This window comes from Saccharothrix sp. NBAS 001 (genome assembly GCF_056640475.1).
Genome location: NZ_CM153251.1, coordinates 6,449,975 through 6,473,092 on the forward strand (window position 1 = coordinate 6,449,975; position 23,118 = coordinate 6,473,092).

Below are 23,118 nucleotides of genomic sequence, written 5' to 3' on the forward strand. Positions count from 1 at the left end.
ACTTCCTTCCTACAAAACGGATTTCAGCGCACCGCGGTCGCGGTGATGGAGCGGGCGCCACGGCCGATGGCGACCATGCCGGACTGGACGATCTCGCGGAGCCCGTACGGCTCCAGCATCCGCAGCAGCGCGTCGAGCTTCTCAGACGTCCCGGTGGCCTCGACGGTGACCGCCTCCGGGGAGACGTCGACCACCTTCGCGCGGAACAGCTGCACCGTTTCGAGGACCTGGCTGCGCACGGTCGCGTCGGCGCGGACCTTCACCAGCAGCAACTGGCGCTGCACCGACGCGGTCGTCTCCAGCTCCACGATCTTGATGACGTTGATCAGCTTGTTGAGCTGCTTGGTGACCTGCTCCAGCGGCAGTTCCTCCACGGAGACCACGATCGTCATCCGGGAGATGTCGGGGTGTTCGGTGCGGCCCACGGCGAGCGACTCGATGTTGAAGCCGCGGCGGGAGAACAGCCCCGCCACCCGCGCGAGGACACCGGGCTTGTCCTCGACCAGAACGCTCAGGGTGTGCCTAGTCATCACTCGTCCTCGTCGTTTCGATCCTCGCGGGCCGGCCGTCCGGGGAACATCACTCGTCCTCGTCGAACAGCGGGCGGATGCCCCGCGCGGCCATGATCTCGCTGTTGCCGGTCCCCGCCGCGACCATCGGCCACACCTGGGCGTCCTTGCCGACCACGAAGTCGACGACCACCGGGCGGTCGTTGATCTCCATGGCCTGCTCGATGACGGCGTCCACCTCGTCGCGGGACTCGGCGCGCAGCCCGGCGCAGCCCATCGCCTCGGCGAGCAGCTTGAAGTCCGGGATGCGGTGCTTGTGCGTGCCCAGGTCGGTGCTGGAGTAGCGCTCGCCGTAGAACAGGGTCTGCCACTGGCGGACCATGCCCAGGTTGCCGTTGTTGATGACGGCGACCTTGATCGGGATGTTCTCGATGGCGCAGGTGGCCAGCTCCTGGTTGGTCATCTGGAAGCACCCGTCGCCGTCGATCGCCCACACCTGGACGTCCGGCACGCCCGCCTTCGCGCCCATCGCCGCGGGCACCGCGAACCCCATGGTGCCCAGGCCGCCGGAGTTGATCCAGGTGCGCGGGCGCTCGTACTTCACGAACTGCGCGGCCCACATCTGGTGCTGCCCGACACCGGCCGTGAACAGCGTGTCCGGCGGGGTCAGCACGCCGATCCGCTCGATCACGTACTGCGGCGACAGGGTCCCGTCCTCCGGCCAGTCGTAGCCCACCGGGAACGTGGCGCGCAACGCGTCCAGCTGCTCCCACCACGGGGACAGGTCGACCACCCGGTTCGCGTTCTCCTTCTCGGCGCGCACCGCGTCGATCAGCTCGGCGATGATCTCCTTGCAGTCGCCCACGATCGGCACGTCCGCGCGACGGTTCTTGGAGATCTCCGCCGGGTCGATGTCGGCGTGCACGACCTGCGCGTCCGGCGCGAACGACGACAGCTGACCGGTCACCCGGTCGTCGAACCGCGCGCCCAGCGCCACCAGCAGGTCGGCCTTCTGCATCGCGGCCACCGCCGACACCGAGCCGTGCATCCCGGGCATGCCCAGGTGCTGGCGGTGCGAGTCCGGGAACGCGCCGCGCGCCATCAGCGTGGTGACGACCGGGATGTCGTTCTCCTCGGCCAGCCGCAGCAGCTCCGGCGACGCCTCGGCCTTGATGACACCGCCGCCCACGTACAGGACGGGGCGCTTGGCCGCCGCGATCAGCTTCGCGGCCTCGCGCACCTGCTTGCCGTGCGGCCGGGTCGTCGGCCGGTAACCGGGCAGGCGCAGCTCCGGCGGCCAGGAGAACGAGGTCATCTCCTGGAGCACGTCCTTGGGGATGTCCACCAGGACGGGGCCGGGACGTCCGGTGGACGCCAGGTGGAACGCCTCGGCGATCGCGCGCGGGATGTCCGCGGCGTCGGTGACGAGGAAGTTGTGCTTGGTGATCGGCATCGTGATGCCGCAGATGTCGGCTTCCTGGAACGCGTCCGTGCCGATCAGCGGGCGGGACTGCTGGCCGGTGATGGCGACCACCGGGACCGAGTCCATGTTCGCGTCGGCCAGCGGCGTGACCAGGTTCGTCGCCCCCGGCCCGGAGGTGGCCATGCACACCCCGACCTGGCCGGTGGCCTGCGCGTAGCCGGTCGCGGCGTGACCCGCGCCCTGCTCGTGGCGCACCAGGATGTGGCGCACCTTCGTGGAGTCGAGCAGCGGGTCGTACGCGGGCAGGATCGTGCCGCCGGGAATGCCGAACACCACCTCGCAGCCCACCGCTTCGAGGGAGCGGACGAGGGACTGGGCGCCGGTCACGCGGAGGGGGGCGCCGCTCGGCGGGGCCGGTTTCGGCCGCGGTCCAGGGCGGGGCGACGTCGGCTCACCGGGAGCCGGTCGCGAGGTTGCGCTGGTCATCTGTCTGCCTCGTGGGTGTGGAGAATGCACGGTCCGGGCACGAAAAAACCCTCGTCAACCCGAACGGGTCGAACGAGGGTCGCGCGTCGACGCAGCCTGTACCTGCCTAGGCGTCGACGCGCCTGGGAAGTACGAGAATGAGGTTGCGCTGCATGGCGGTGACGTTAACCGTCAACCGCAAGGGGCGTCAACTGTGCGGGACGGCACTCCCGGATGGTGGACACCCACGACCGGGTGAAACCAGCCCGGAGTCACCCGGTCGGCGGGTCTTTGGCAGCATCTCGGCACGTGGACAAGCTCGTCTTCCGGATACCCGCGCCCGCCCTGCTCGCCGCCGCCACCATCGCGATCTGCGCGACCCCGTTCGCGTGGGCGGCACCCGGCCTCCAGGCCGTCTACCTGGTGCCGCTGGCGTTCGCGTGGTGGGTGGTGCGAAACCGGACCACGGTGGACTCTTCGCAGCTAGTCGCCCGTGCGACGTTCGGCAAGCGGGTCGTCGCGTGGGACGACGTGCAGGCCATCAAGGTCGTGCCGAAGGGCTGGCTGAGCGCCGTGCTCAAGGACGGTTCACTGGTCCGGCTGCCCGCCGTCCGGGTCGGTCACCTGCCCGCGCTGGCACACGTGAGCGGTGGTCGGGTCCCTGACCCGAACGCAACACCCGACTCCGTAGAGTCAGCGGAGTGACGTCGAACACTCAGGTCCGGTGGGTGCCCGTGGTCAGCCTCGTGCTGTCGCTCGCGGGACTCGCGGTGTCGGTTTACATGACCGTGGCGCACTTCTCCGCCGGCGTGCTGCTGTGCGCCGAGGGCGAGGTCATCGACTGCGGCACCGTCACCAGCAGTGAGCAGTCCGAACTCGCCGGCATCCCGGTGGCGATCCTCGGCCTGGCCTTCTTCGTGTTCATGACCCTGCTGTGCCTGCCCGTCGCGTGGCGGGACGAACGGCTGCACTGGGTGCGGCTCGGCTCGATCGGCGTGGGCGTGCTGTTCGTCGTCTACCTCGTCGCGGCCGAGTTCGTGCTGATCGGCAAGATCTGCCTGTGGTGCACGGCCGTGCACGTCATCACACTCGCGCTCGCGGGCGTGCTGGTCACGGCGGCGTTGCGGCGGAGTAGCCTCTAAGGCACCGCTCCCGGTCTTACGGCGCCCACCCGGCGCCTTTCGCGACACCGCTTGAGACGCAGATTCTGGAGGAGCCGTGCCACCGCTCCGTTCCCGCACCACGACCCACGGCCGCAACGCCGCCGGGGCCCGCGCGCTGTGGCGCGCCACCGGCATGACCGACAGCGATTTCGGCAAGCCGATCGTGGCCATCGCCAACTCGTACACGCAGTTCGTGCCCGGTCACGTGCACCTCCGCGACCTCGGCGACATCGTGGCGGAGGCCGTGCGCGAGGCGGGCGGCGTGCCGCGCGAATTCCACACCATCGCCGTGGACGACGGCATCGCCATGGGGCACAGCGGGATGCTGTACTCGCTGCCGTCGCGCGAGATCATCGCCGACTCGGTCGAGTACATGGTCAACGCGCACCAGGCCGACGCCATCGTGTGCATCTCCAACTGCGACAAGATCACCCCCGGCATGCTCAACGCGGCGATGCGGCTGAACATCCCCGTGGTGTTCGTCTCCGGCGGGCCGATGGAGGCCGGCAAGGCCGTCGTGGTCGACGGCGTGGCCGTCGCGCCCACCGACCTGATCACCGCGATCGCCGCGTCCGCGTCCCCCGACGTCGACGACGCCGGGCTGACCGAGGTCGAGCGCTCCGCGTGCCCGACGTGCGGGTCGTGCTCCGGGATGTTCACCGCGAACTCGATGAACTGCCTCACCGAGGCACTCGGCCTGGCGCTGCCCGGCAACGGCTCGACGCTCGCGACGCACGCGGCGCGGCGCGACCTGTTCGCCGAGGCCGGTCGCACGGTGGTCGAACTGTGCAAGCGGTACTACGGCGAAGACGACGAGTCGGTGCTGCCCCGCTCGATCGCGTCGCGCGCGGCGTTCGAGAACGCCATGGCGCTGGACATGGCGATGGGCGGCTCGACCAACACGGTGCTGCACATCCTCGCGGCGGCGCAGGAGGGTGAAATCGACTTCACCCTGGCCGACATCGACGAGCTGAGCCGGCGGGTGCCGTGCCTGTCGAAGGTGTCACCGAACTCGGACTACCACATGGAAGACGTCCACCGGGCGGGTGGCATCCCGGCACTGCTGGGTGAACTGTGGCGCGCGGGGCTGCTGAACGAGGACGTCCGCACGGTGCACTCGCCGGACGTCGCGTCGTGGCTGTCGGCGTGGGACGTGCGCGCCGAAGCGCCGTCGGAGAAGGCCGTGGAACTGTTCCACGCCGCCCCCGGTGGCGTGCGGACGACCCAGGCGTTCTCCACCACCAACCGGTGGTCGAAGCTCGACACCGACGCGGCGGGCGGCTGCATCCGCGACGTCGCGCACGCGTACACGAAGGACGGCGGCTTGGCCGTGCTGCACGGCAACCTGGCCGAGCGCGGGGCCGTGATCAAGGCGGCCGGGATCGACGAGGACCTGTGGCACTTCGAAGGCCCCGCGCGGGTCGTCGAATCGCAGGAACAGGCCGTCTCGGTGATCCTGAACAAGCAAATCCAGCCCGGCGACGTCCTGGTGGTCCGTTACGAAGGACCGGCCGGCGGACCGGGAATGCAGGAAATGCTCCACCCCACCGCGTTCCTGAAAGGTGCGGGGCTGGGCAGGAAATGCGCCCTGATCACCGACGGCCGTTTCTCGGGCGGGACGTCGGGCCTGTCGATCGGCCACGTGTCGCCGGAAGCGGCGGGCGGCGGGACCATCGGCCTGGTCCGGGACGGCGACCGGATCGTCATCGACATCCACGAACGCCGCCTCGAACTCCAGGTGCCCGACGAGGTCTTGGCCGAGCGCAGGGCGAAGATGGAAGCCTCCGAACGCCCGTGGCAGCCAGAGGACCGAGTCCGCCCGGTGACTGCGGCCCTGCGGGCGTACGCACTGCTCACGACCGACGCGTCAAAGGGCGCAGTCCGAGACGTGAACCGGTAAAATCCGAAAGCAGCACAAACCGACTACCCGCCTGAACGCCCAACCGGCACTCAGGCGGGTAGTCGCATACGGAGCGAAACTCCAAACGTCCCCCGACCGACGGACCCAGAACCATCCGATGGTGGGACCGAATTCGGGCACTTTCCGGCACGCAATTTCGTTGCCGTAAACAAGGAGCGCGGCACACGGCGGCGAGAACTCGCACCACCCGGCCCACACCCCGGCCCGCCTCCCCACACAACTACACACAGCCCCCGTCCACTCCAGCCCCGTCCACTCCAGCCCCACCGCCCCACCGCCCCAGGCCACGCCCCACCAGGCCCTCCACCCAGCCCCCAACCCAAGGCTGCGCCCAGGCCAGACCCACGCACCACGCACCACGCACCACGCACCACGCACCACGCACCAGAGGCAAGCAGACATGGACCCGCTCAGACAGGACGAGCCACGGTCCAGGACCTCAGCGCACGGGCCACCTGGCCGGTGAGCGAGACGGACCGGTCAGGGCGAGCCCCAACTGGTCGGATCAGTCCAGTCGGGAATGGCGCTGTGCGAGGCCAGCCGATCGGATCTGTCCGATCGGATCTGTCCGGTCGGGCGTGGCTGGGCTGGCGTGAGCTGGCTGGGCTGGGCTGGGCTGGGCCAGCGTGACGTGGCTGGGCCAGCGTGGCTGGGCGAGTCCGACCGGGCGGGCTTGGCCGTAGGACGTTGGCCGGCCGTAGGACGTTGGCCGTAGGACGGGCGATGCCCGGGAGGGAATGGCGACGACCGGACGCCGGCCACGCTGATGCTGATCCGGTGCCGGACGTGCGGCAGCCCGGCCGACGGTCTGGCGGAGTTGGCAGCGTGGCCTGGCGGAGCCGGCGGTCGGTTTGGAGGCCCGAGGCGAGTGGCGACGGTGGTGGGCGGAGGAGGCGGGTCGGTGCGCTGGGCCAGAGTGGTCAGGTGCGGAAGGCCCGGGGGTGGTGGCGTCGGGTTCGGCAGGCCCGGGGGTGGTCAGGTGCGGAAGACGAGGAGTGTCGCGGCTGTTGCGCCGGCGGCCAGGACGAAGCAGATGAAGCCCGTCAGCAGTGGGTGGCGGAACCAGCTGCGGTTGTAGTCGAGTGCGGCGCGGCCGGGGCCGGCGAAGACCAGGGCGAACGCCATGGCCGCGTAGGCGAGTTCCTGCTCGACGCCGTTCGAGTTGAGGAAGCGGCGGAAGCCGTCTGGCGGGAAGAGGCTGCCGCCGTACTTGAGGGCGATGACGTTGGCCATCACGCCGAGGATGCCCGCCGCTGCCAGGGGGGTGAACAGTCCAAGCACGAGCAGTCCGCCGCCGGCCAGTTCGGTGATGCCGGTGACCCACGCGAGGATCTTCTCCTCGCGGTAGCCGAAGTCGGCCAGTTGGCGCGCGAAACCGTCGATGCCGGGGCCGCCGAACGCGCCGAACACCTTCTGCGCGCCGTGTCCGATGAACACCGCGCCGAGCGCGACGCGCAGCACCAGCAGGCCCAGGTCGGCGCTGCCGGACCAGGCGAACGGCTTGCGCTCGTCCTCGTCGTCGTAGTGGGTGGCGGCGGTCTGCCCGAACGTGTCCACCGGTGTGTAGCCGGAGGTGTCGAAGCTGCTGGTGTCCTTGTTGAAGGCGGTGGTGTCCTTGCCGAACGCCTGGGTGCCGGTACCGGTGCCGGTGCCGTCGTCGAAGTGGTGTGCTCCTCCGCCCACGCCGCTCGTCGATGTCGAATAGAAACCGTCGTCGGAGTAGCCGCTCGGGCTCTTCGAGCGATCGTCAGTAGCCACGCACCCGCACGTTAGGAGGTTCGGAGGACCACCGCGAGCGTCCGTTACGCGGCCGGCCTTCACCCGAATGGGTTAGTTTCGCGCCCCATCGAGGGGGTATCGGGCGCTATCGCGGGTGTTGGGCGCTTCGGGCGACCGCTGGAGCTGGACCTACCGGGCCACGGAAGCGTGGGCGGAGCGGGGAGGGGAAGGGTGGAAGAAGAAGCGGCGGGAGGGGTCGCCGGAAGCACGCGTGAGGCGACGGCGGAAGCGCCGGGGAAAGGCCGGAGCGTGAAGGAGGGCACCCGAGCGGGTGCCCGTCCAACGGGGTGACGGCGGTCAGTAGTCGCCGTGTACGAGGTTCCTCGGCTCCTCGCCCCGGGCGAACCGCGCCACCTCCGAAGCCACCACCGCGTAGGCGCGTTCCGCGTGCCCACGACAGGACCCCGCCACGTGCGGCGTCAGGAACACGCCCGGGGCGCTCCACAGTGGATGGTCGTCCGGCAGCGGCTCGGGTTCGGTCACGTCCAGGGCTGCCCTCAGGCGACCGCTCACCAGCTCCGCCAGCAGCGCGTCGGTGTCCACGACCGGTCCCCGCGCCGCGTTGACCAGGATCGCCCCGTCCTTCATCCGGGCTAGGAACTTGGCGTCGACCATGCCCGTCGTCTCGTCCGTCAACGGCACCACGACCAGCACCGCGTCGTACGACCCGAGCAGGTCGGGCAGTTCGTCCATCCCCCGCACGCCCTCGCGCGCGGTGCGCCCGACGAGGGTCGCGGTGGCGTCGAACGGTTCGACCCGGCGCCGGAACTGCTCGGCCAGGTCGCCCGCTCCGACGACGAGGATCTGCTTGCCCTGCAACGTGTCGGTCCCGTGGTAGTCCCACCGCCGTTCGACCCGCGCCCGTTCGAACGCCGGGAAGTCGCGGTAGATCGCCAGCAGCGCCCCGATGGCCCACTCGGCGGTGCTCCCGCCGTGCGCCCCTCGGCACGTGGACAGCAGCACGCCGTCCGGCAGGGTCCCGATGAACCGCTCGGCTCCCGCGCTGAGCAGTTGCACGAGCCGCAGCTTGGGCAGCCGCCCGAAGAACTCGCGGGGATCGGTGCTCTGGAGGAACTTCGGCACCAGCACCTCGGCGTCGGCGGCCTCGGGCGGCAGGTCCTCCCCCACCGCGTAGAGCACCGGCCGCACGCCTTCGACGCCGGCCAGCACGCGGATGCCCAGTTCATCTGGAACCAACACGGTAAGCGTCACACCCGCACGCTACGGCACACTGTCGGACCATGCGGGAGCATGACGTGGTCTCCGCGGACGGCACGCGGATCCGGCTGTGGCGCACCGACGCCGACGGCCCGGACGTGCTGCTGAGCCCCGGCCTGGGCGCGGTGCCGTCGGTGTGGCCGGAGCTGTCGGGGGCCAGGGTGCACAGCTGGTACCACCGGGGCACGATGGGTTCGGACCGCCCGGACGACCCGAGTCGGATCACGCTGCGTGATCACGTGGCGGACGCGGTGACCGTGCTGGACGCGGGCGGTGTCGAGCGGTGCGTGGTGATGGGGTGGTCGATGGGGGTGACGGTGGCGGCCGAGTTGGCGCTGCGGCACCCCGACCGGGTTTCGGGGCTGCTGCTGGTGGCGGGTGCGCCGGGTGATTCGTTCGCGGGCGTGCTGGGGTTGCCGGGGCTGCCCGCCGACGTGCGCCGGGTGATCGGGGTGTCGTCGGCGGCGGCGCTGCGGTTGGCGGGGCCGGTGTTGGACTCGGTGCTGCACCGGGTGCCGGTGCCGGAGGTGGCGTCTGCGGCGGTGGGGTCGCTGCGGCGGTTCCTGAAGCACGATTGGGGCTGGTACTTCACGTTGGCGCTGGCGTTGGGCCGGGCTCCGCGCCTGGACCTCACCGGCGTGACGTGCCCCACGACGGTGTTGGCGGGCCGGTACGACTGGTTGACGTCGCCGGACAGCATGGTGGGGCCGGTGGCGGCGCTGCCGCAGGCGCGGGTCCGGGTGCTGCCGAACACGCACTTCCTGCCGTTGGAGAACCCTCGGGTCGTGGTGGCGGAGTTGGAGTTGCTGCTGGAGCGCGCGCGGGCGGTGGACCGGGCGTTGGGGGAGGTTCTCACCTCACGTTCACGGCCGCGCGCTTAGCCTGGGTGTCGTGTCTCGACTCCGTGGGTTGCTGATCGGCTCCGCTGTCGGCCTGCTGGCCGTCGGCTGCGCGAGCTTCCCGGAGCAGCCGGCGCCCGCCGGGTGGAGCCCCGCGCCGCAGTTGACGCCGCAGGCCGGGCCGCGCCCGGAACTGCCCGGCGAGCTGCCGAGCAGTCCTGGTCAGGGCCAGCAGCCGGGGCAGCAGCCGACGCCGGTGCCGCCGCCGCAGGGCTGCAAGGACTTCAACCCGGCGGTGGTGGGCACGTGCCTGTCGCCGGTGTCGGGTGTGGCGTTGACGGACGTGAACCAGACGACCGGCGCGGTGACGGCGTTGGCGACGGAGCGGACGACGGGCCGGTTGGTGCGGGTCACGAAGGACGTGGACCCGGTCGTGGTGCAGACGTTCGAGGTGGACGCGTCGACGGACGGCGGTCTGACGGGTGTGACGTTGTCGCCGACGTACCCGGAGGACCAGTTGGTCTACGTGTACGTGACGACGGCGACGGACAACCGGGTGCTGCGCCTCGCGCCGAACGACGTGCCGAAGCCGGTGTTGACGGGCATCCCGAAGGGGCCGTCGGGCAATCGCGGGTCGTTGGCCTACGACCGGACCGGCGCGCTGCTGGTGGCGACGGGTGACGCGGGCAACCCGGCGTCGGCGGCGGATCCGGAGTCGCTGGCGGGCAAGGTGCTGCGGATCGACGGGTCGGGGCAGCCGGCGCGCGGCAACCCGACGGCGGGTTCGCGGGTGCTGGCGTCGGGGCTGCGGTCGCCGGGCGGGGTGTGCGTGTCGGCGGACGGCACGAAGACGTGGGTGACGGACGCGGGCGCGTCGGCCGACCAGCTGTACCGGGTGGAGGCGGGCAAGCCGCTGGGCAACCCGGCGTGGTCGTGGCCGGACAAGCCGGGGGTGAGCGGGTGCGCGTCGTTGTCGAACGTGGTGTGGGTGGGCACGGCGGGCGCGCCGGGCACGCTGGTGCTGCCGATGGGGCCGGACGGCGCGTTCACCGGGAAGCCGGAGCCGTTCCTGGACAAGGAGAACGGGTTCGGGCGGGTCGGCGCGATGGTGGCGGTGGACGACAACACGGCGTTGATCGGCACGGTGAACAAGAACCCGGGTGGCACGCCGGTGTCGAGTGACGACCGGGTGGTCGTCATCGTGCGGGACGGCGGCGCGGGCGGAAGCAAGGACTAGCAAGGACTAGCGGGACTAGCAAGGACTAGCGGGGACTAGCCGGAGCCGAGGCAGACGAACGGCCGGCGCAGCGGGTCGATGGCGATGGCGTCGGCCAGGGCCACGGCCGGGGACGCGCCGGCGGCGAGGTTGTGGTGGAAGTCGGCCATGGCTTCGGCGGACTGCTTGTCGCCCACCCGGCTGGAGGCCGCTATCACCGTGCGGGCGCCGCCCGCGAGCAGCGCGCCGGCGAAGCCCAGGGGTTCGTCGCCGGGGCGGACGCGGTTGAGGGCGAGTTCGCAGGCGGCGAGGACGACCTGGTGCGGTGGGCGGCGGACCCGGCCGACCTCGTGGGCGAACAGGGCGCCGTCGACCAGTTCCAGTTTGGAGAACAGGGCGTTCTCCGGTTCGTGTTCGCCGTGGGCGGCTATGTGGGCGAGTTCGACGCCGTCGAGGGCGTCGAGGACCGAGCTGACCCGGGCGTCGGCGACACCGAGGAGCTTGGCGTCGCGGTGGTAGCCGGCGAGCCGGTCGATTTCGCCTTGTGCGGCTTGGAGTCCGGGGCCGCGCACGAGCAGGACGCCGGTCGCGCCGGCCCGGTCCGCCCGGGTGGTGAACAGCCAGGAGGTGGCGGACGGGACGGCCACGGTGGGGCGTCCGGCGCACGTGGGGAGCACGCCCCACGGGACGACGTGCAGGGCCCCGGTGGGGACGACGACGAGGGCGCGGCTGCCGATCATCCCGGCCAGTGGCCGCAGGAGCAGGCAGTCGAGCTTCTCGGCTTCGCGCCGCGCGGAGGCGGAGATGACCTGCATCAGGGGCGGCGGCAGGTGGTCGGGGGCCAGGGCGTTGAGGTCGGCGTGCAGCCGGCGGGCGCACTCGGTGGCCTCGTCGACGGAGCCGAGGTGCTTCATGCGCACCCGGCCGCCGGCCAGGACCACCGCGACGAGGGTGTCGCCGGAGGCCGCGAAGCTGATCATGGCGCGGTCGCCGAGGCGAGGTGTGATGTCGTCGGCGGTGGCGACCGGGCGGGGCCTGCCCCACGGGCTCTCGCTCCAGCCCAGGCGCATGGCGTCGCGCTGGCTGGCGGCCAGGCGTTCTTCCAGGTTGGTGGTGGGCAGGCCGTCGAGCCGGGCGCGGAGCAGGGCTCGGCTGAGCCGGCGCACCTCGGTGATCCGCTCGCTCAGCGCGAGGTCCACTGTGGACTCGACGGGGTCGTAGCGGTAGAGCTGGGCGCGCGTGCGCTCCAGCCAGGTGAACAGGCGTTTGGCGGTGGCCGGGGAGTCGCCGCTCTCCAGCACCAGGCGGACGGCCAGGTCGCCGAGTTCGCGGCCGTGCAGGGCGGTGCCGGAGACCAGTTCGAGGCCGCCCATCCGGTCGCGCATCCGGCCCAGTTCGGCCAGGCCGGCTTTGGCCTGGGCCAGGGCGGCGCGCCGGTTCCCCCGGGCCAGTGCCAGTTCGGCCCGGCACAGCCGCAGGAGCATCCGGTGGTCGATGGGGGCGAACCGGCGGGAGTTGGCGACCCGGCGCAGGAGTTCGGCGGCGCTGTCGACGTTGCCGTGCCGGACTTCCATCCGCGCGGCCAGCACCGTGGCGAGCTTGGCCTGGTCGTGGAGCTTGAGGGCGCTGAGCCGGGTGGCCAGTTCCAGCGCGCGGCGCAGCACCGAGGGTGAGGAGCGGCGGGATTCCACGGCGCGCAGCGCGTCCACGCGCAGCTCGATCAGGCCCGCGACGGCGGCCCACGCGGGGCTGCCCCGGCGCACCAGCCGGCGTTGGGCGGAGCGGGCCATCCGGCGGGCGAGCACGAGGTCGCCGTCGGCGAGCGCGGCGGCGCCCCGGTACAGCTCGGCTTCGGCGACGTCCTGGCCGATGCGCTGGCGGCGCAGTTCGGGCAGCACCTCGTCGAGCAGTCGGCCGGCCTCGTCGGTCAGGCCGACGCTGATCATGGCCTCGGCCTGGTCGATGCCCAGGCGCAGCAGGAGTCCGGGTTCGAGTTCGCGGAACGCCCGGTTGGCCTCCTGGTAGCGGCTCAGCGCCTGCGGGATGTCGCCGGCCAGCCGCAGCACGTTGCCCAGCGAGTGGGTGGCCAGTGCCGCGCGCAGCGGGATCTCGTGCTCGGTGGCCAGTCGCGCGGCGCGGTTGAGGTCGCGCACGGCGTTGTCGATGCGGTGGATCTCGCCGTAGGCGTTGCCGCGGTTGGTGAGCGTGGTGATCAGCGACTGGACGACGGGGATGGGGTCGCCGCCGTCGGCTTTGGTGCGCTCCAGGAGGCGTTCGTGGTGCGCCACGTCGAGGTCGGCGTAGCCGATGCCCTCTTCGATGCGTCCGACGCGGAACAGCAGGACGCCTTGGACGCCGTTGACGAGGCTGGTCAGCTCGTCGCGCAGCGCCCCTTCCGGCAGGCCCGCGGTTTCCGCGCGGGCGTCCGCGAGTTGGCGCAGTCCGTGGTCCAGGCCCTGGGTTTCGGCCAGGCAGAAGGACAGCGTCATGAGCAGCCTGATGCGGACTTCGAGCCGGCCGACCGGGTCCGCGTCCGCCCGGTCGAGCAGGGCCAGTCCCTGGCGGAGGATGCGGGTCGCGGTCAGGTAGCGGTTCGCGGACGCGGATGCCTTGCCCTTGCGGTGCAGTTCGCGGGCATCCCCCACGGGATCGGCGGTCGCCAGAGGCACTCTCATATGAGAGCACAAGCTAGCGGACCGCACTGCCACCCGTCCGGCTGGCAGTGCGGTCCTCTGGCGTCAGTTCTGCGCGGAGATCGGCTCGTCGACCGAGTGGGTCTGGTACGGGCCCCCGGTGGGGACGACCGGACCGGGCTTGCCGGGCTCGGGCGAGTGCGGCTGGTAGGGGCCGCCGTTGGGGTCGTCGCCACCGCCGGGTTCGCCGTGGGTCTGGTACGGGCCGCCCTGCGGGACGGCGCCGCCGGCGCCCGTGCCGTTGCCGCTGTTGCTCTTGCCCTTGCGGGCGGCGAGCGCCTCGGCTGCCTCTTCGTCGACGATGACGTCGGTCGGGATGGCGTCGATCTCCTCGACGAGCTTGGGATCGGTTTCAGCAGACATGCGTTGTCCTCCCCTACAACGGATCCCGGGTCACGCCGGGATGCTTGACTGGTGAGATTGATCATTCGGCGGCCCCCCGGCCCGGCCGAACGGCTCAAGCCTGACACAGATGGACGCACCTTTGAGCAGTAAATTCACCGAGAGCAATCGTCGGCCCGCTAAGGGTGGGCGTTGACCTGGGCGAAGTTCCCTTTCGAGGCGGACGGTACCACTCGAATGGGCGAACGTGTTGACACAGAGGTGGTGTGTCGGGGTCCGCAATAAGGGGACGAACCGACCGACCGGTCGCGTGGAATAACACCGTCGGCGCTCCCCTCGTCACTGTTCGCCACCCGTTTTCCGGGAAGGACATCGGTGCTTCGAGGTGGAGGAGCGGGCGGGCGCGGACCAGATACGTGCAGTGCCGTGTGGATGATCACTTCGACGGATGTCCAAATGCCACCGGGAATTCCGCCGGCCGGCCGCAACAGGCGGCGGAAACCGGCCCCTGGATACCGCCCCGAACACCGGCCCCGGAAACGCCACCGCGGGACAGGCCGGAGCCTGCCCCGCGGTGGACGGACGTGACTACGAGCAGCGCGCGATGATCAGGTCGCGGACCTTCTTGGCGTCCGCCTGACCCTTCGTCGCCTTCATGACCGCGCCGACGATCGCGCCCGCCGCGGCGACCTTGCCGTCGCGGATCTTGGCGGCCACGTCGGGCTGCGCCGCCAGCGCCTCGTCGACGGCCTTCTCCAGCGCCGAGTCGTCGGACACGACCTTGAGCCCGCGGGCCTCGACCACCGCCTCCGGCTCGCCCTCGCCCGCCAGCACACCGGTCACCACGTCGCGGGCCAGCTTGTTGGTCAGCTCGCCGGCGTTGATCAGCGCGATCACCCGCGCGATCTGGGCCGGCGTGACGGCCAGCTCGCCCAGCTCGACGCCGCGCGCGTTGGCCTCCTTGGTCAGGTAGGCCACCCACCACGACCGGGCCTCGGCGTGCGTCGCGCCCGCCTCCACCGTCGCGGTGACCAGGTCGACCGCGCCCGCGTTCACCAGGTCGCGCAGTTCCGCGTCGGTGAGCGACCACTCGTCCTGGACCCGCTTGCGGCGCTCCCACGGCAGCTCCGGCAGCGTGCCGCGCAGCTCCTCGACCCACTCGCGGGACGGGGCGACCGGCACCAGGTCGGGCTCCGGGAAGTACCGGTAGTCCTCGGCGGTCTCCTTGGCGCGCCCGGAGGACGTGCCGCCGGTCGACTCGTCGAAGTGCCGGGTCTCCTGGCGGATCGTGCCGCCGCCCGCGAGCACCGCGGCCTGCCGCGTCATCTCGAACCGCACGGCGCGCTCGACGCTGCGCAGCGAGTTGACGTTCTTGGTCTCGGTGCGGGTGCCGAACTCGGTGGCGTCCTTGGCCATCAGCGACACGTTCGCGTCGCAGCGCAGCGAGCCCTGGTCCATCCGGACGTCGGAGACGTCCAGCGCCTTGAGCAGGTCGCGCAGCGCGGTCACGTAGGCGCGCGCGACCTCGGGGGCGCGCTCGCCGGTGCCGGTGATCGGCTTGGTGACGATCTCGATCAGCGGGACGCCCGCCCGGTTGTAGTCCAGCAGCGAGAAGTCCGCGCCGTGGATGCGGCCGGTCGCGCCGCCGACGTGCAGCGACTTGCCGGTGTCCTCTTCCATGTGGGCGCGCTCGATCTCCACGCGCACCACCTCGCCGTCGTCCAGGGTGACGTCGAGCCAACCGTTGAACGCGATCGGCTCGTCGTACTGGGACGTCTGGAAGTTCTTCGGCATGTCCGGGTAGAAGTAGTTCTTCCGGGCGAACCGGCACCACTGCGCGATCGAGCAGTTGAGCGCCAGCCCGATCCGGATCGCCGACTCGATCGCCTTGCCGTTGACCACCGGCAGCGCGCCGGGCATGCCCAGGCACACCGGGCAGGTGTTCGTGTTGGGCTCGCCGCCGAACAGGTTGGCGCAGCCGCAGAACATCTTCGTGTTGGTGTGCAGCTCGACGTGCACTTCCAGGCCCAGCACCGGGTCGAAGCGCTCCACGACCTCGGCGTAGTCCATCAGCTCGTGCACCGCGGTCATGCGTCGCCGTCCTTCCGCAGGCCCCGGACGGCCAGCGCCGCGCCGGTGATCGCCACCAGGATGCTCGCGACGGCGTTGGCCAGCGCCAGCTTGTCGTTCTTGCCGCGCGCGGACTTCAGCGTGGAGAACGCGCTCGCCGCCGCGCTGCCCGCGCCGAGCAGCGCGAAGATCCCTCGTGCCTTCTTCACCGCGCCACCGCCAGTTCCGGCACGTCCGCGAGCACGGAGCCGCGGGCCGCCTCGTAAGCCGCTGCCACCCGGTACATCCGGTGGTCCTGCAACGCCGGGGCCATGATCTGCAACCCCACCGGCAGACCGTCCTCGTCGGACAGTCCGCTCGGGACGCTCATGGCGGGCGTGCCGGCCAGGTTCGCCGGGATGGTGCACAGGTCCGCCTTGTACATGGCGATCGGGTCGTCGGCCCGCTCGCCGATCTTGAACGCCGTGGTGGGCGTGGTCGGCGACACCAGCACGTCGACCTTCTCGAACGCCTGCTGGAAGTCGCGCGTGATGAGCGTGCGCACCTTCTGCGCCGAGCCGTAGTAGGCGTCGTAGTAGCCCGACGACAGCGCGTAGGTGCCGATCATGATGCGCCGCTTGACCTCCGCGCCGAAGCAGTGGTCGCGGGTGATCGCCATGACCTCCTCGGCGCTGCGGTTGCCGTCGTCGCCGTAGCGCGCGCCGTAGCGCATCGCGTCGAAGCGGGCCAGGTTGGACGACGCCTCGCTGGGCGCGATCAGGTAGTACGCGGGCAGCGCATAGTCGAAGCTCGGGCACGAGACCTCGACGACCTCCGCGCCCAGCTGCTTGAGCTGCGCGACGGCCGCCTCGAACGAGCGCAGCACGCCCGGCTGGTAGCCGTCACCGCTGAACTGGGTGACCACGCCGACCCGCACGCCGGACAGGTCGCCGTTCGCGCCCTCGCGGGCCGCGGCGACCACCGGGGGGACGGGCGCGTCGATCGACGTCGAGTCCATCGGGTCGTAGCCCGCGATGACCTCGTGCAGCAGCGCCGCGTCGAGCACCGTGCGGGCGCACGGCCCGCCCTGGTCCAGCGACGAGGAGAACGCCACCAGGCCGTACCGGGACACGCCGCCGTAGGTGGGCTTCACGCCGACCGTGCCGGTGACCGAGCCGGGCTGGCGGATCGAGCCGCCGGTGTCGGTGCCGATCGCCAGCGGGGCCTCGAACGCCGCCAGGCTCGCCGACGAGCCGCCACCCGAACCGCCCGGGATCCGGTCCAGGTCCCACGGGTTGCGGGTCGGGCCGAACGCCGAGTTCTCGGTGGAGGAGCCCATCGCGAACTCGTCCATGTTGGTCTTGCCCAGGATCACGATGCCGGCCTCCTTGAGGCGGCGGGTGACCGTGGCGTCGTAAGGCGGCTGCCACGTCGCGAGCATCGCCGACCCGCAGGTGGTCGGCATGTCCTCGGTGGTGAAGACGTCCTTGAGGGCCAGCGGGACGCCGGCCAGCGGGCCGACCGGCTTGCCGGCGGCGATGTCGTCGTCCACCCGCTTGGCGGCCTTGAGCGCGCCCTCGGTGTCGACGTGCAGGAAGGCGTGCACCGCGCCGTCGACCTCGCCGATGCGGTCGAGGTGGGCCTGGGCGACCTCGGTCGCGGAGACCTCGCGGCTCGCGACCTTGGCGGCCAGTTCGGCGGCGGTGCTGCGAACGAGGTCGGTCATGCTTCCTCACCCAGGATGCGCGGAACGCGGAAACGGCCTTCCTCGGCGGCGGGGGCGCCCGCGAGCGCCTGCTGCTGACCGAGGCTGGGACGCACCACGTCCTCGCGGAACACGTTGGTCAGCGGAACGGCGTGCGAAGTGGGCGGGATGTCCGCGGTGGCGATGTCGCCCACCGTGGCCACCGACTGCAAGATCACGTCCAGCTGGCCGGCGAACAGGTCAAGCTCGTCGTCGGTGACGGCGAGCCTGGCCAGGCGGGCCAGGTGCGCGACCTCGTCGCGGGAGATGCTGGGCATCTCGTCAACCCCCGTGGGTCGGTTTACTCGGATTGGGACCCGCCGAGTCTATTGGCAGGTCAGGGACGAGTCCGACGGGGTTGTCCGGCCCGCGCGCGGGGGTGCGGGATTTTACCGTGGCGCAACGCCCCCGGTGGGTCGGAAAGCGAAGCTGCGTCTGCGAGAATCATCGGCCGAAACTCCGAACCCCTTGGAGGCGTTGCACCGTGTCCTTCCTGATCCGGGTCCAGCTCCCGGACCGCCCCGGCGCCCTGGGCGCGGTCGCCTCCGCGCTGGGTGAGATCGGGGCCGACATCCTCAGCGTGGACGTGGTGGAGCGCAGCGTCGGCGTCGCCATCGACGACCTGGTGGTGGAACTGCCCTCCGGCCGGCTGCCGGACGTGCTGATCACCGCGGCCGAGTCCGTCGAGGGGGTCGAGGTGGACGCGGTCCGCCCGTACGCGGGGGTCCTCGACACCCACCGCGAACTGGAGCTGGTCGAGGAGGTCGCCGAGGAGCCCAAGCGCGGCCTGGAGGTGTTCACCGAGGGCGTGCCGAAGATCATCCGGGCCGGGTGGGCGGTGGTCGTGCGGTCGGACAGCGCGGGCGTGCACCGGGTCACCGCGTCGACGGCGGCCCCGGAGACCCGCATGACGAACCCGCCGTGGATGCCGCTGGCGCGGGCGACCGTGCTGGACGGCGAGGAGAGCTGGGTGCCCGAGACGTGGCGTGAGCTGGGCACCGAACTCGCCGCGACCCCGCTGGGCAAGCCCGACCGGGTGCTGCTGGTCGGCCGTCCGGGCGGACCGATGTTCCGGGCGGCGGAGGTCGCGAGACTGGCCCACCTGGCGGGGATCGTGTCCGTCGTGCTGCCCGACTAGGCAGACCAGCCCGCCGGACCCGCCGGGCCTGCCGGGTTGACCAGGCCGACCGGTGCCGTACCGGAGGCGCAGGTCGGGGCTGGTCGGGTCCGGGCTGGTCGGGTCCGGGCTGTGCCGGTCGGGGCTGTGCCGGTCCGGGCTGTGCCGGTCCGGGCTGTGCCGGTCCGGGCTGGTCGGGTCGGGGCCGTGCTGCTCGCGGGCTGTCAGCGGATGGCGTTGGCCCGGATGGTGCGTTGGGCGTAGCCGACGAGTTGGGCGTTGTCGGTGGTCCGGTTGCCGTCCGGGTTGAGGAGGGTGTCCTCCAGGCCGATCCGGGTGTCGAGTTCGAGGCGGGCGGCGTAGTCCAGGACCGGCCACGCGCTGCCGTCCTCGCCGTGCAGCAGGATCGGTGGGCCGAGCGGTTCCAGCAGGCGCAGCAGGGCTTCCGCGTCGGCGGTCGTCCCGCCGGGACGGACCTCGGCGAGGATGCGGACGGTGCCGTCCGGGATGCCCGCGCGGCGCAGGAGGTGCGCGGCGTCCTCGTGGAACACGCCCAGTTCGATGCCGACACCGGCGTCCCGCAGGGCGGTGGCCGCGTCGAGCCAGCCGTCCTCGTGGACGTTCACCGAGGCGACGTCCGGGCGGCCGGCGGCCAGGCCGGCCCAGCCGCGCAGGAGTTCCGCGCGGCGCACCGGGTCCGGCTGGATCCACGCTGCGGTGGTGACGCCCAGTTCGGCGTGCGGGGTGGCGGCGCGCACCACGGCGACGGTGGTCGCGACCTCGGGGCCGGCCAGCACTTCCAGGCCGACCAGGTCACGCGGGTGCAGGTGGAAGTGGGTGATGCCGAGTTCGACGAGCGCGGCGGCGTCGGCGGCCAGCTGCTGCGGCGTCACCGGCAGCGCCGGGTGGCTGTCGGTGGCGCGGGCACCGTTCAGGCAGGCCTGGAGCACGCCCACCAGCGTCGCACGGGCCAGGGGCGGCCGCGACTCCCCGACCCCGTTCGGCCGCGTGCCGGTCGTGCACCCGCCCTGGCCTGTCCTCCCCGCGTCTGCCGGATGCGTTCTCCGGTGTCCCGCTGGATGCGCGCTGCGGCGTCCCGACGAACGTCCGGCCCGCGTGCCGTCTGCCCGGACGTCCGTCCAGTTCAAGCGAGGTCAGGCGAGTTCGAGGCTGAAGGCGTAGGCGATCAGTTGGACGCCGGGGACCGGGTTCCAGTCGCGTTCCGGGAACCGGCGGAACCCGAGCCGCTGGTAGAGCCGGTGCGCGGTGGTCATGGTCTCCGCGCTGCTCATCACCACGCGCCGCGCGCCGACCTCCCGGGCCCGCGTGATCACCGCCCGGACCAGAGCCTCGCCGACCCCGCGCCCGCGCGCGGCGGGACTGACCGCGAGCATCCGGAACTCGACCTCGCCCGATTGGCTGACCTCCGCGTACGGGGTGCCGGGGAGCGCGATGGTGACGGTGCCCAGCAGGGTGTCCGCCACGTCCACCGCGACCAGCAGCTCCGCCTGCCGCGCGCGGGCCCGGGTGTCGGCCAGCTCGTCGGCGTACCCGCCGCTGTGGCTCTCGATGTACCGGTCGACGGCGTACGCCTCGACCGTGATCACACCGGCCGCCGCCCACTCGTCCTCACGCGCGGGCCTCACCACCACATCGGCCATCTGCTTCCCCTCCCGCTCTGGTGCCGTCCAGCCAAACCCGCCGGACGCTGTTCGATCAAGCCGCGCGCCATTTCCGCACGTGAGCGATCCGCATCTTTGCGGATCCGGCAATTCCGGTGTTCGCAAGGGCAGACCTGCCGCACCCTCCTCTCCCCCGACCGTCGCCCACGCCGCCCACACAACCCGAGACGGCACGCCACACCGCGCAGACGTCACCCGATCGGTGCCCGCCAGTGGCAGCGTGCCCGGACGCCCGAGGCTGCCACGGCGCGCCGCCACCCGCACAGACGCTCTGGCGGCCCTGTCTGACCCGATCGGCCGCGCTCAGCCGACGCGCGGGCGTCCGCCGGCGGCCGTCATGGCAACGCAAAACGCGCGAGTCGCACGGGGACGGACGGGATGGACCCCGGACAGGGTCGAGGAAGCCCGGCAGCGCGAGACCACCGGGCCACAGCCGCCCAGTGGCCCGGCAGCGCCACGCAGGCAGGCCCCAGCGGCCCAAACCGGTCGGCGGCCGGCGCTCAGCGGCAGCCGGTCGGCAGCCAGCGCTCGGCAGCCAGCGCTCGGCGGTCGGCGGCAGGCGGTCGGTGCGACGCGGGCGAAGCAGCGACGTGGCGGCTGACACGGCGGCACGGCGATGGCACGGCGACTGCTGCACGGCCCGGCTGGCAACTGGGCGGGGCAGCCCGGCTTCCGGGCGGCCCGGCCGCCAGCCGAGCGGCGGCACGGCTGGCACCGGGGTGCGTGGCTGTACGCGCGGCACACAGCCACGTGGCAATGCGCGGCGAACACGCGAGTGCTCGCACCAGGGCACGCGGTGCCTGCGGCTGGGACAGGCGTCCCAGCGTTGCAGGCACGGCCCTCGCCTTGCATGCCCACGGCAGGTGCAGCGGCCGTCGTACGAACTGCGCGCGAGTACGAGTACGCGGGGTGCGCACGGCGGGGTGCTGCGCGGCCAGGCGCTGCGAGGTGCACGTGGCCAGGCGCTGCGCGGGCCAGCGCGGCCGTGCGCGCGACGCGCGGGGTGCGCGCGACGCGCGGGCACGGGCGGCCGCGTGGTGTCGCGGCGGGTGCCGCTGCCGCGTGCGCCGGGCGGGTGGCGTCTGGTCGGGGTTCGGGCTGTGGGTGTTCGGGCTGTCGGCGTTCGGGCTGTGGGCTGTGGGCGGGCGTGGGGTCTTGGCCTCGGTGGCGGTGTGGGTCTGGTGAGGGTGTGGGTGTTGGGCTGGGGAGTGGGTTCGGCGGTGGTCTGGACGGGGTGGTCTGGACGGGGTGGTCTGGACGGGGTGGTCTGGACGGGGTGGTCTGGACGGGGGTGGTCGGCGGGGGGCAGTGGCGTGGGTGGCGGGAAGTTGAGGTGTGGGGTTCGCGGGTTTCCTTGTATCCAACCGAGTAATCGGAACGGTGTTACCGTACGTTTTTGGCCGGTTTTCGGGGATGACCACTCGATCGTGTGAACTGGTCGGCCTCAGCAGGTGGGGCGTGAAGGCCGGCAGGCTCAGGCTGGTGGGGTCCGGTCAAGAGGCTCACCTGGCCGTACGGGACTTCAAGGGGCGTAGGCAGGCCAGGCCCAGGAGCAGCTCCGCCACGGCGGCGGCTGTCAGGGTTGTGGGTGGGAGGCCGTCCGCCACGACGCTCACGACCCGCGACAGGCCGTAGGACAGATAGAGAACCGCACCCAACCACGCCGACGTGACGGTCAACGCCGAACGGAACGCTCCGGCCAGGACCACCAACCCCAGCACCACCAGCGCACCACCCGGAGCCCGGATCTCGCTCAACAACGCCGGCGAATCGCCCAGTTCCGTGCCGTTCAACGCGTGGAACGCAACCGGCGCGAACAGGGTCGCCGCCCCGATGGCCAGCATCACCACGCCGGCCACGATGAGGATCACTTTGTTCATGGCCCCAGTCTGGAAACCGCCCACGGGGTCGGACCATGGCCGGTGCGCCGGGGTTCCTTGCCGTTCGTCCTCCACCGTGGACCGCGCGGTGCGGGCGGTGCGAGCATCCGGGGTATGACTCGGCCCTTTCCGCCGTCCGACGATCAGCTCGGCGAGGCGCTGCACCTGTTGCGGCTCACCGGGACGTTGTACTGCCGAGCCGAGCTGAGTGCGCCGTGGGGGATTTCGGTGCCCTCCTTGGACGGGTTCATGACGTTCGGGATCGTCACGGCGGGCACGTGCGTGTGGGAGGTGGACGGGGCACCCTCCATGACCGTGGGGCCGGGCAACCTCGTGTTGATCCCGCACGGCACGCCGCACCGGGTGCGCAGCGCTCCCGACGCGCCGGTCCGGGATCTGTTCGGGTTGCCGGTCGAGCGGATCGGTGATCGGTACGAGGTGTTGCGGCACGGTGGGGGTGGCGCGGCGGCTCAGGTCACGTACGGGGTGGTGCGGTTCGATCACGTTGCGGCGCAACGGTTGGTGGCGCAGTTGCCGGTCGTGTTGCGGGTGGGGGCGTGGGACGACGACTGGTTGCGCAGCACGTTGCGGCTGATCGCGCGGGAGGCCGCCGAGCCGCGTGCCGGCGGCGAGACGGTGATCACCCGGCTGGCGGACGTGCTGGTGGTGCAGGCGATCCGGACTTGGCTGGACACCGCCGCCGAGGCGCGGGTGGGGTGGTTGGCGGCGCTGCGGGACGTGCACGTGGGGCGGGCGTTGACCGCGCTGCACCGGTTTCCCGAGCGCGAGTGGACGGTGACCGGGTTGGCCCGGGAGGCGGGGTTGTCGCGCTCGGTGTTCGCGGGCCGGTTCACCGAGTTGGTGGGCGAGCCCGCCATCCGCTACCTGACGCGGTGGCGGATGCAGCGGGCGCAGGCGCACCTGCGGCACTCGACGGAGACGTTGAGCGCGGTCGCCCACCGGTTCGGGTACCAGTCGGAGGCGGCGTTCAGCCGGGCTTACAAGCGGGCGTTCGGGGTTTCGCCGGGTGCCGCCCGGTCGGGGTGAGGGTCGGGGTGAGGGTCGGTGGCGAGCGGGG

20 protein-coding genes are annotated in these 23,118 nt (G+C 71.8%); 7 read left to right on the plus strand and 13 right to left on the minus strand.

Annotation, left to right across the window (positions count from 1 at the left end; translation table 11 throughout):
* Positions 1-23: 23 nt before the first annotated feature.
* Both ilvN and AC0HI0_RS27645 read right to left on the minus strand, forming a co-directional pair.
* Positions 24-530 (minus strand): acetolactate synthase small subunit, encoded by a 507-nt coding sequence (ilvN, locus tag AC0HI0_RS27640; RefSeq protein WP_015104554.1) that lies wholly within the window; start codon positions 528-530, stop codon positions 24-26.
* A gap of 49 nt (positions 531-579) precedes the next feature.
* Complete coding sequence (locus AC0HI0_RS27645; protein ID WP_480926416.1) at positions 580-2,418, minus strand: acetolactate synthase large subunit; 1,839 nt, start codon at positions 2,416-2,418, stop codon at positions 580-582.
* A 288-nt stretch (positions 2,419-2,706) separates the two neighbouring features.
* Here AC0HI0_RS27645 and AC0HI0_RS27650 point away from each other — a divergent pair, with 288 nt between their 5' ends.
* The 3 genes from AC0HI0_RS27650 (at position 2,707) to ilvD (ending at position 5,460) form a co-directional block, all read left to right on the plus strand.
* On the plus strand, positions 2,707-3,102 hold the full coding sequence (locus AC0HI0_RS27650; protein WP_480926417.1) for a PH domain-containing protein: 396 nt from the start codon (positions 2,707-2,709) through the stop codon (positions 3,100-3,102).
* On the plus strand, positions 3,099-3,539 hold the full coding sequence (locus tag AC0HI0_RS27655) for a vitamin K epoxide reductase family protein (protein WP_480926418.1): 441 nt from the start codon (positions 3,099-3,101) through the stop codon (positions 3,537-3,539). The genes AC0HI0_RS27650 and AC0HI0_RS27655 overlap by 4 nt, the downstream gene beginning before the upstream one ends.
* Positions 3,540-3,615: 76 nt before the next feature.
* Positions 3,616-5,460: a dihydroxy-acid dehydratase gene (ilvD, locus tag AC0HI0_RS27660; RefSeq protein ID WP_480926419.1), complete on the plus strand. Its 1,845-nt coding sequence runs from the start codon at positions 3,616-3,618 to the stop codon at positions 5,458-5,460.
* A 996-nt stretch (positions 5,461-6,456) separates the two neighbouring features.
* On the opposite strand, the gene AC0HI0_RS27665 is transcribed toward ilvD, so the two are convergent.
* Together AC0HI0_RS27665 and AC0HI0_RS27670 are read right to left on the minus strand one after the other, a co-directional pair.
* Positions 6,457-7,239: a DoxX family protein gene (locus AC0HI0_RS27665; RefSeq protein ID WP_480926420.1), complete on the minus strand. Its 783-nt coding sequence runs from the start codon at positions 7,237-7,239 to the stop codon at positions 6,457-6,459.
* A gap of 318 nt (positions 7,240-7,557) precedes the next feature.
* Positions 7,558-8,472, minus strand: coding sequence for a 2-hydroxyacid dehydrogenase (locus AC0HI0_RS27670; protein ID WP_480926421.1), 915 nt, complete (start codon positions 8,470-8,472; stop codon positions 7,558-7,560).
* Between the two features lie 29 nt (positions 8,473-8,501).
* On the opposite strand from AC0HI0_RS27670, the gene AC0HI0_RS27675 reads away from it, so the two are divergent.
* Together AC0HI0_RS27675 and AC0HI0_RS27680 are read left to right on the plus strand one after the other, a co-directional pair.
* Entirely contained in the window at positions 8,502-9,359 is an 858-nt protein-coding gene (locus tag AC0HI0_RS27675) for an alpha/beta fold hydrolase (protein WP_480926422.1), read from the plus strand.
* A 10-nt stretch (positions 9,360-9,369) separates the two neighbouring features.
* On the plus strand, positions 9,370-10,554 hold the full coding sequence (locus AC0HI0_RS27680) for a PQQ-dependent sugar dehydrogenase (RefSeq protein ID WP_480926423.1): 1,185 nt from the start codon (positions 9,370-9,372) through the stop codon (positions 10,552-10,554).
* 35 nt (positions 10,555-10,589) lie between these two features.
* Here AC0HI0_RS27680 and AC0HI0_RS27685 read toward each other — a convergent pair whose 3' ends face one another.
* From AC0HI0_RS27685 to gatC, 6 genes are all read right to left on the minus strand, one after another.
* Positions 10,590-13,208, minus strand: a complete 2,619-nt coding sequence (locus AC0HI0_RS27685) for a CHAT domain-containing protein (RefSeq protein ID WP_480926424.1) — start codon at positions 13,206-13,208, stop codon at positions 10,590-10,592.
* 63 nt (positions 13,209-13,271) lie between these two features.
* Positions 13,272-13,589: a hypothetical protein gene (locus tag AC0HI0_RS27690; RefSeq protein ID WP_480926425.1), complete on the minus strand. Its 318-nt coding sequence runs from the start codon at positions 13,587-13,589 to the stop codon at positions 13,272-13,274.
* A gap of 567 nt (positions 13,590-14,156) precedes the next feature.
* On the minus strand, positions 14,157-15,659 hold the full coding sequence (gatB, locus tag AC0HI0_RS27695; RefSeq protein ID WP_480926426.1) for an Asp-tRNA(Asn)/Glu-tRNA(Gln) amidotransferase subunit GatB: 1,503 nt from the start codon (positions 15,657-15,659) through the stop codon (positions 14,157-14,159).
* Positions 15,656-15,847 carry a hypothetical protein gene (locus tag AC0HI0_RS27700; protein ID WP_480926427.1) on the minus strand — a complete coding sequence of 64 codons (192 nt, stop codon included), beginning with the start codon at positions 15,845-15,847 and terminating at the stop codon, positions 15,656-15,658. Before AC0HI0_RS27700 ends, gatB begins: the two co-directional genes overlap by 4 nt.
* Positions 15,844-17,343 carry an Asp-tRNA(Asn)/Glu-tRNA(Gln) amidotransferase subunit GatA gene (gene gatA / locus AC0HI0_RS27705; protein WP_480926428.1) on the minus strand — a complete coding sequence of 500 codons (1,500 nt, stop codon included), beginning with the start codon at positions 17,341-17,343 and terminating at the stop codon, positions 15,844-15,846. The genes AC0HI0_RS27700 and gatA overlap by 4 nt, the downstream gene beginning before the upstream one ends.
* Positions 17,340-17,639 (minus strand): Asp-tRNA(Asn)/Glu-tRNA(Gln) amidotransferase subunit GatC, encoded by a 300-nt coding sequence (gene gatC, locus AC0HI0_RS27710; RefSeq protein WP_015804727.1) that lies wholly within the window; start codon positions 17,637-17,639, stop codon positions 17,340-17,342. The genes gatA and gatC overlap by 4 nt, the downstream gene beginning before the upstream one ends.
* A gap of 206 nt (positions 17,640-17,845) precedes the next feature.
* Between gatC and AC0HI0_RS27715 the strand changes: the two genes are divergently transcribed.
* Complete coding sequence (locus tag AC0HI0_RS27715) at positions 17,846-18,499, plus strand: ACT domain-containing protein (protein WP_480926429.1); 654 nt, start codon at positions 17,846-17,848, stop codon at positions 18,497-18,499.
* A gap of 203 nt (positions 18,500-18,702) precedes the next feature.
* On the opposite strand, the gene AC0HI0_RS27720 is transcribed toward AC0HI0_RS27715, so the two are convergent.
* The 3 genes from AC0HI0_RS27720 to AC0HI0_RS27730 all read right to left on the minus strand — a co-directional run bounded on the left by AC0HI0_RS27720 (position 18,703) and on the right by AC0HI0_RS27730 (position 22,040).
* Positions 18,703-19,428 carry a 3-keto-5-aminohexanoate cleavage protein gene (locus AC0HI0_RS27720; RefSeq protein ID WP_480926430.1) on the minus strand — a complete coding sequence of 242 codons (726 nt, stop codon included), beginning with the start codon at positions 19,426-19,428 and terminating at the stop codon, positions 18,703-18,705.
* Positions 19,429-19,632: 204 nt separating this feature from the next.
* Positions 19,633-20,139 carry a GNAT family N-acetyltransferase gene (locus AC0HI0_RS27725; protein WP_480926431.1) on the minus strand — a complete coding sequence of 169 codons (507 nt, stop codon included), beginning with the start codon at positions 20,137-20,139 and terminating at the stop codon, positions 19,633-19,635.
* Positions 20,140-21,662: 1,523 nt separating this feature from the next.
* On the minus strand, positions 21,663-22,040 hold the full coding sequence (locus AC0HI0_RS27730; RefSeq protein WP_480926432.1) for a DUF4345 domain-containing protein: 378 nt from the start codon (positions 22,038-22,040) through the stop codon (positions 21,663-21,665).
* 114 nt (positions 22,041-22,154) lie between these two features.
* On the opposite strand from AC0HI0_RS27730, the gene AC0HI0_RS27735 reads away from it, so the two are divergent.
* Entirely contained in the window at positions 22,155-23,087 is a 933-nt protein-coding gene (locus AC0HI0_RS27735; protein ID WP_480926433.1) for an AraC family transcriptional regulator, read from the plus strand.
* The last annotated feature ends 31 nt before the right edge of the window (positions 23,088-23,118 follow it).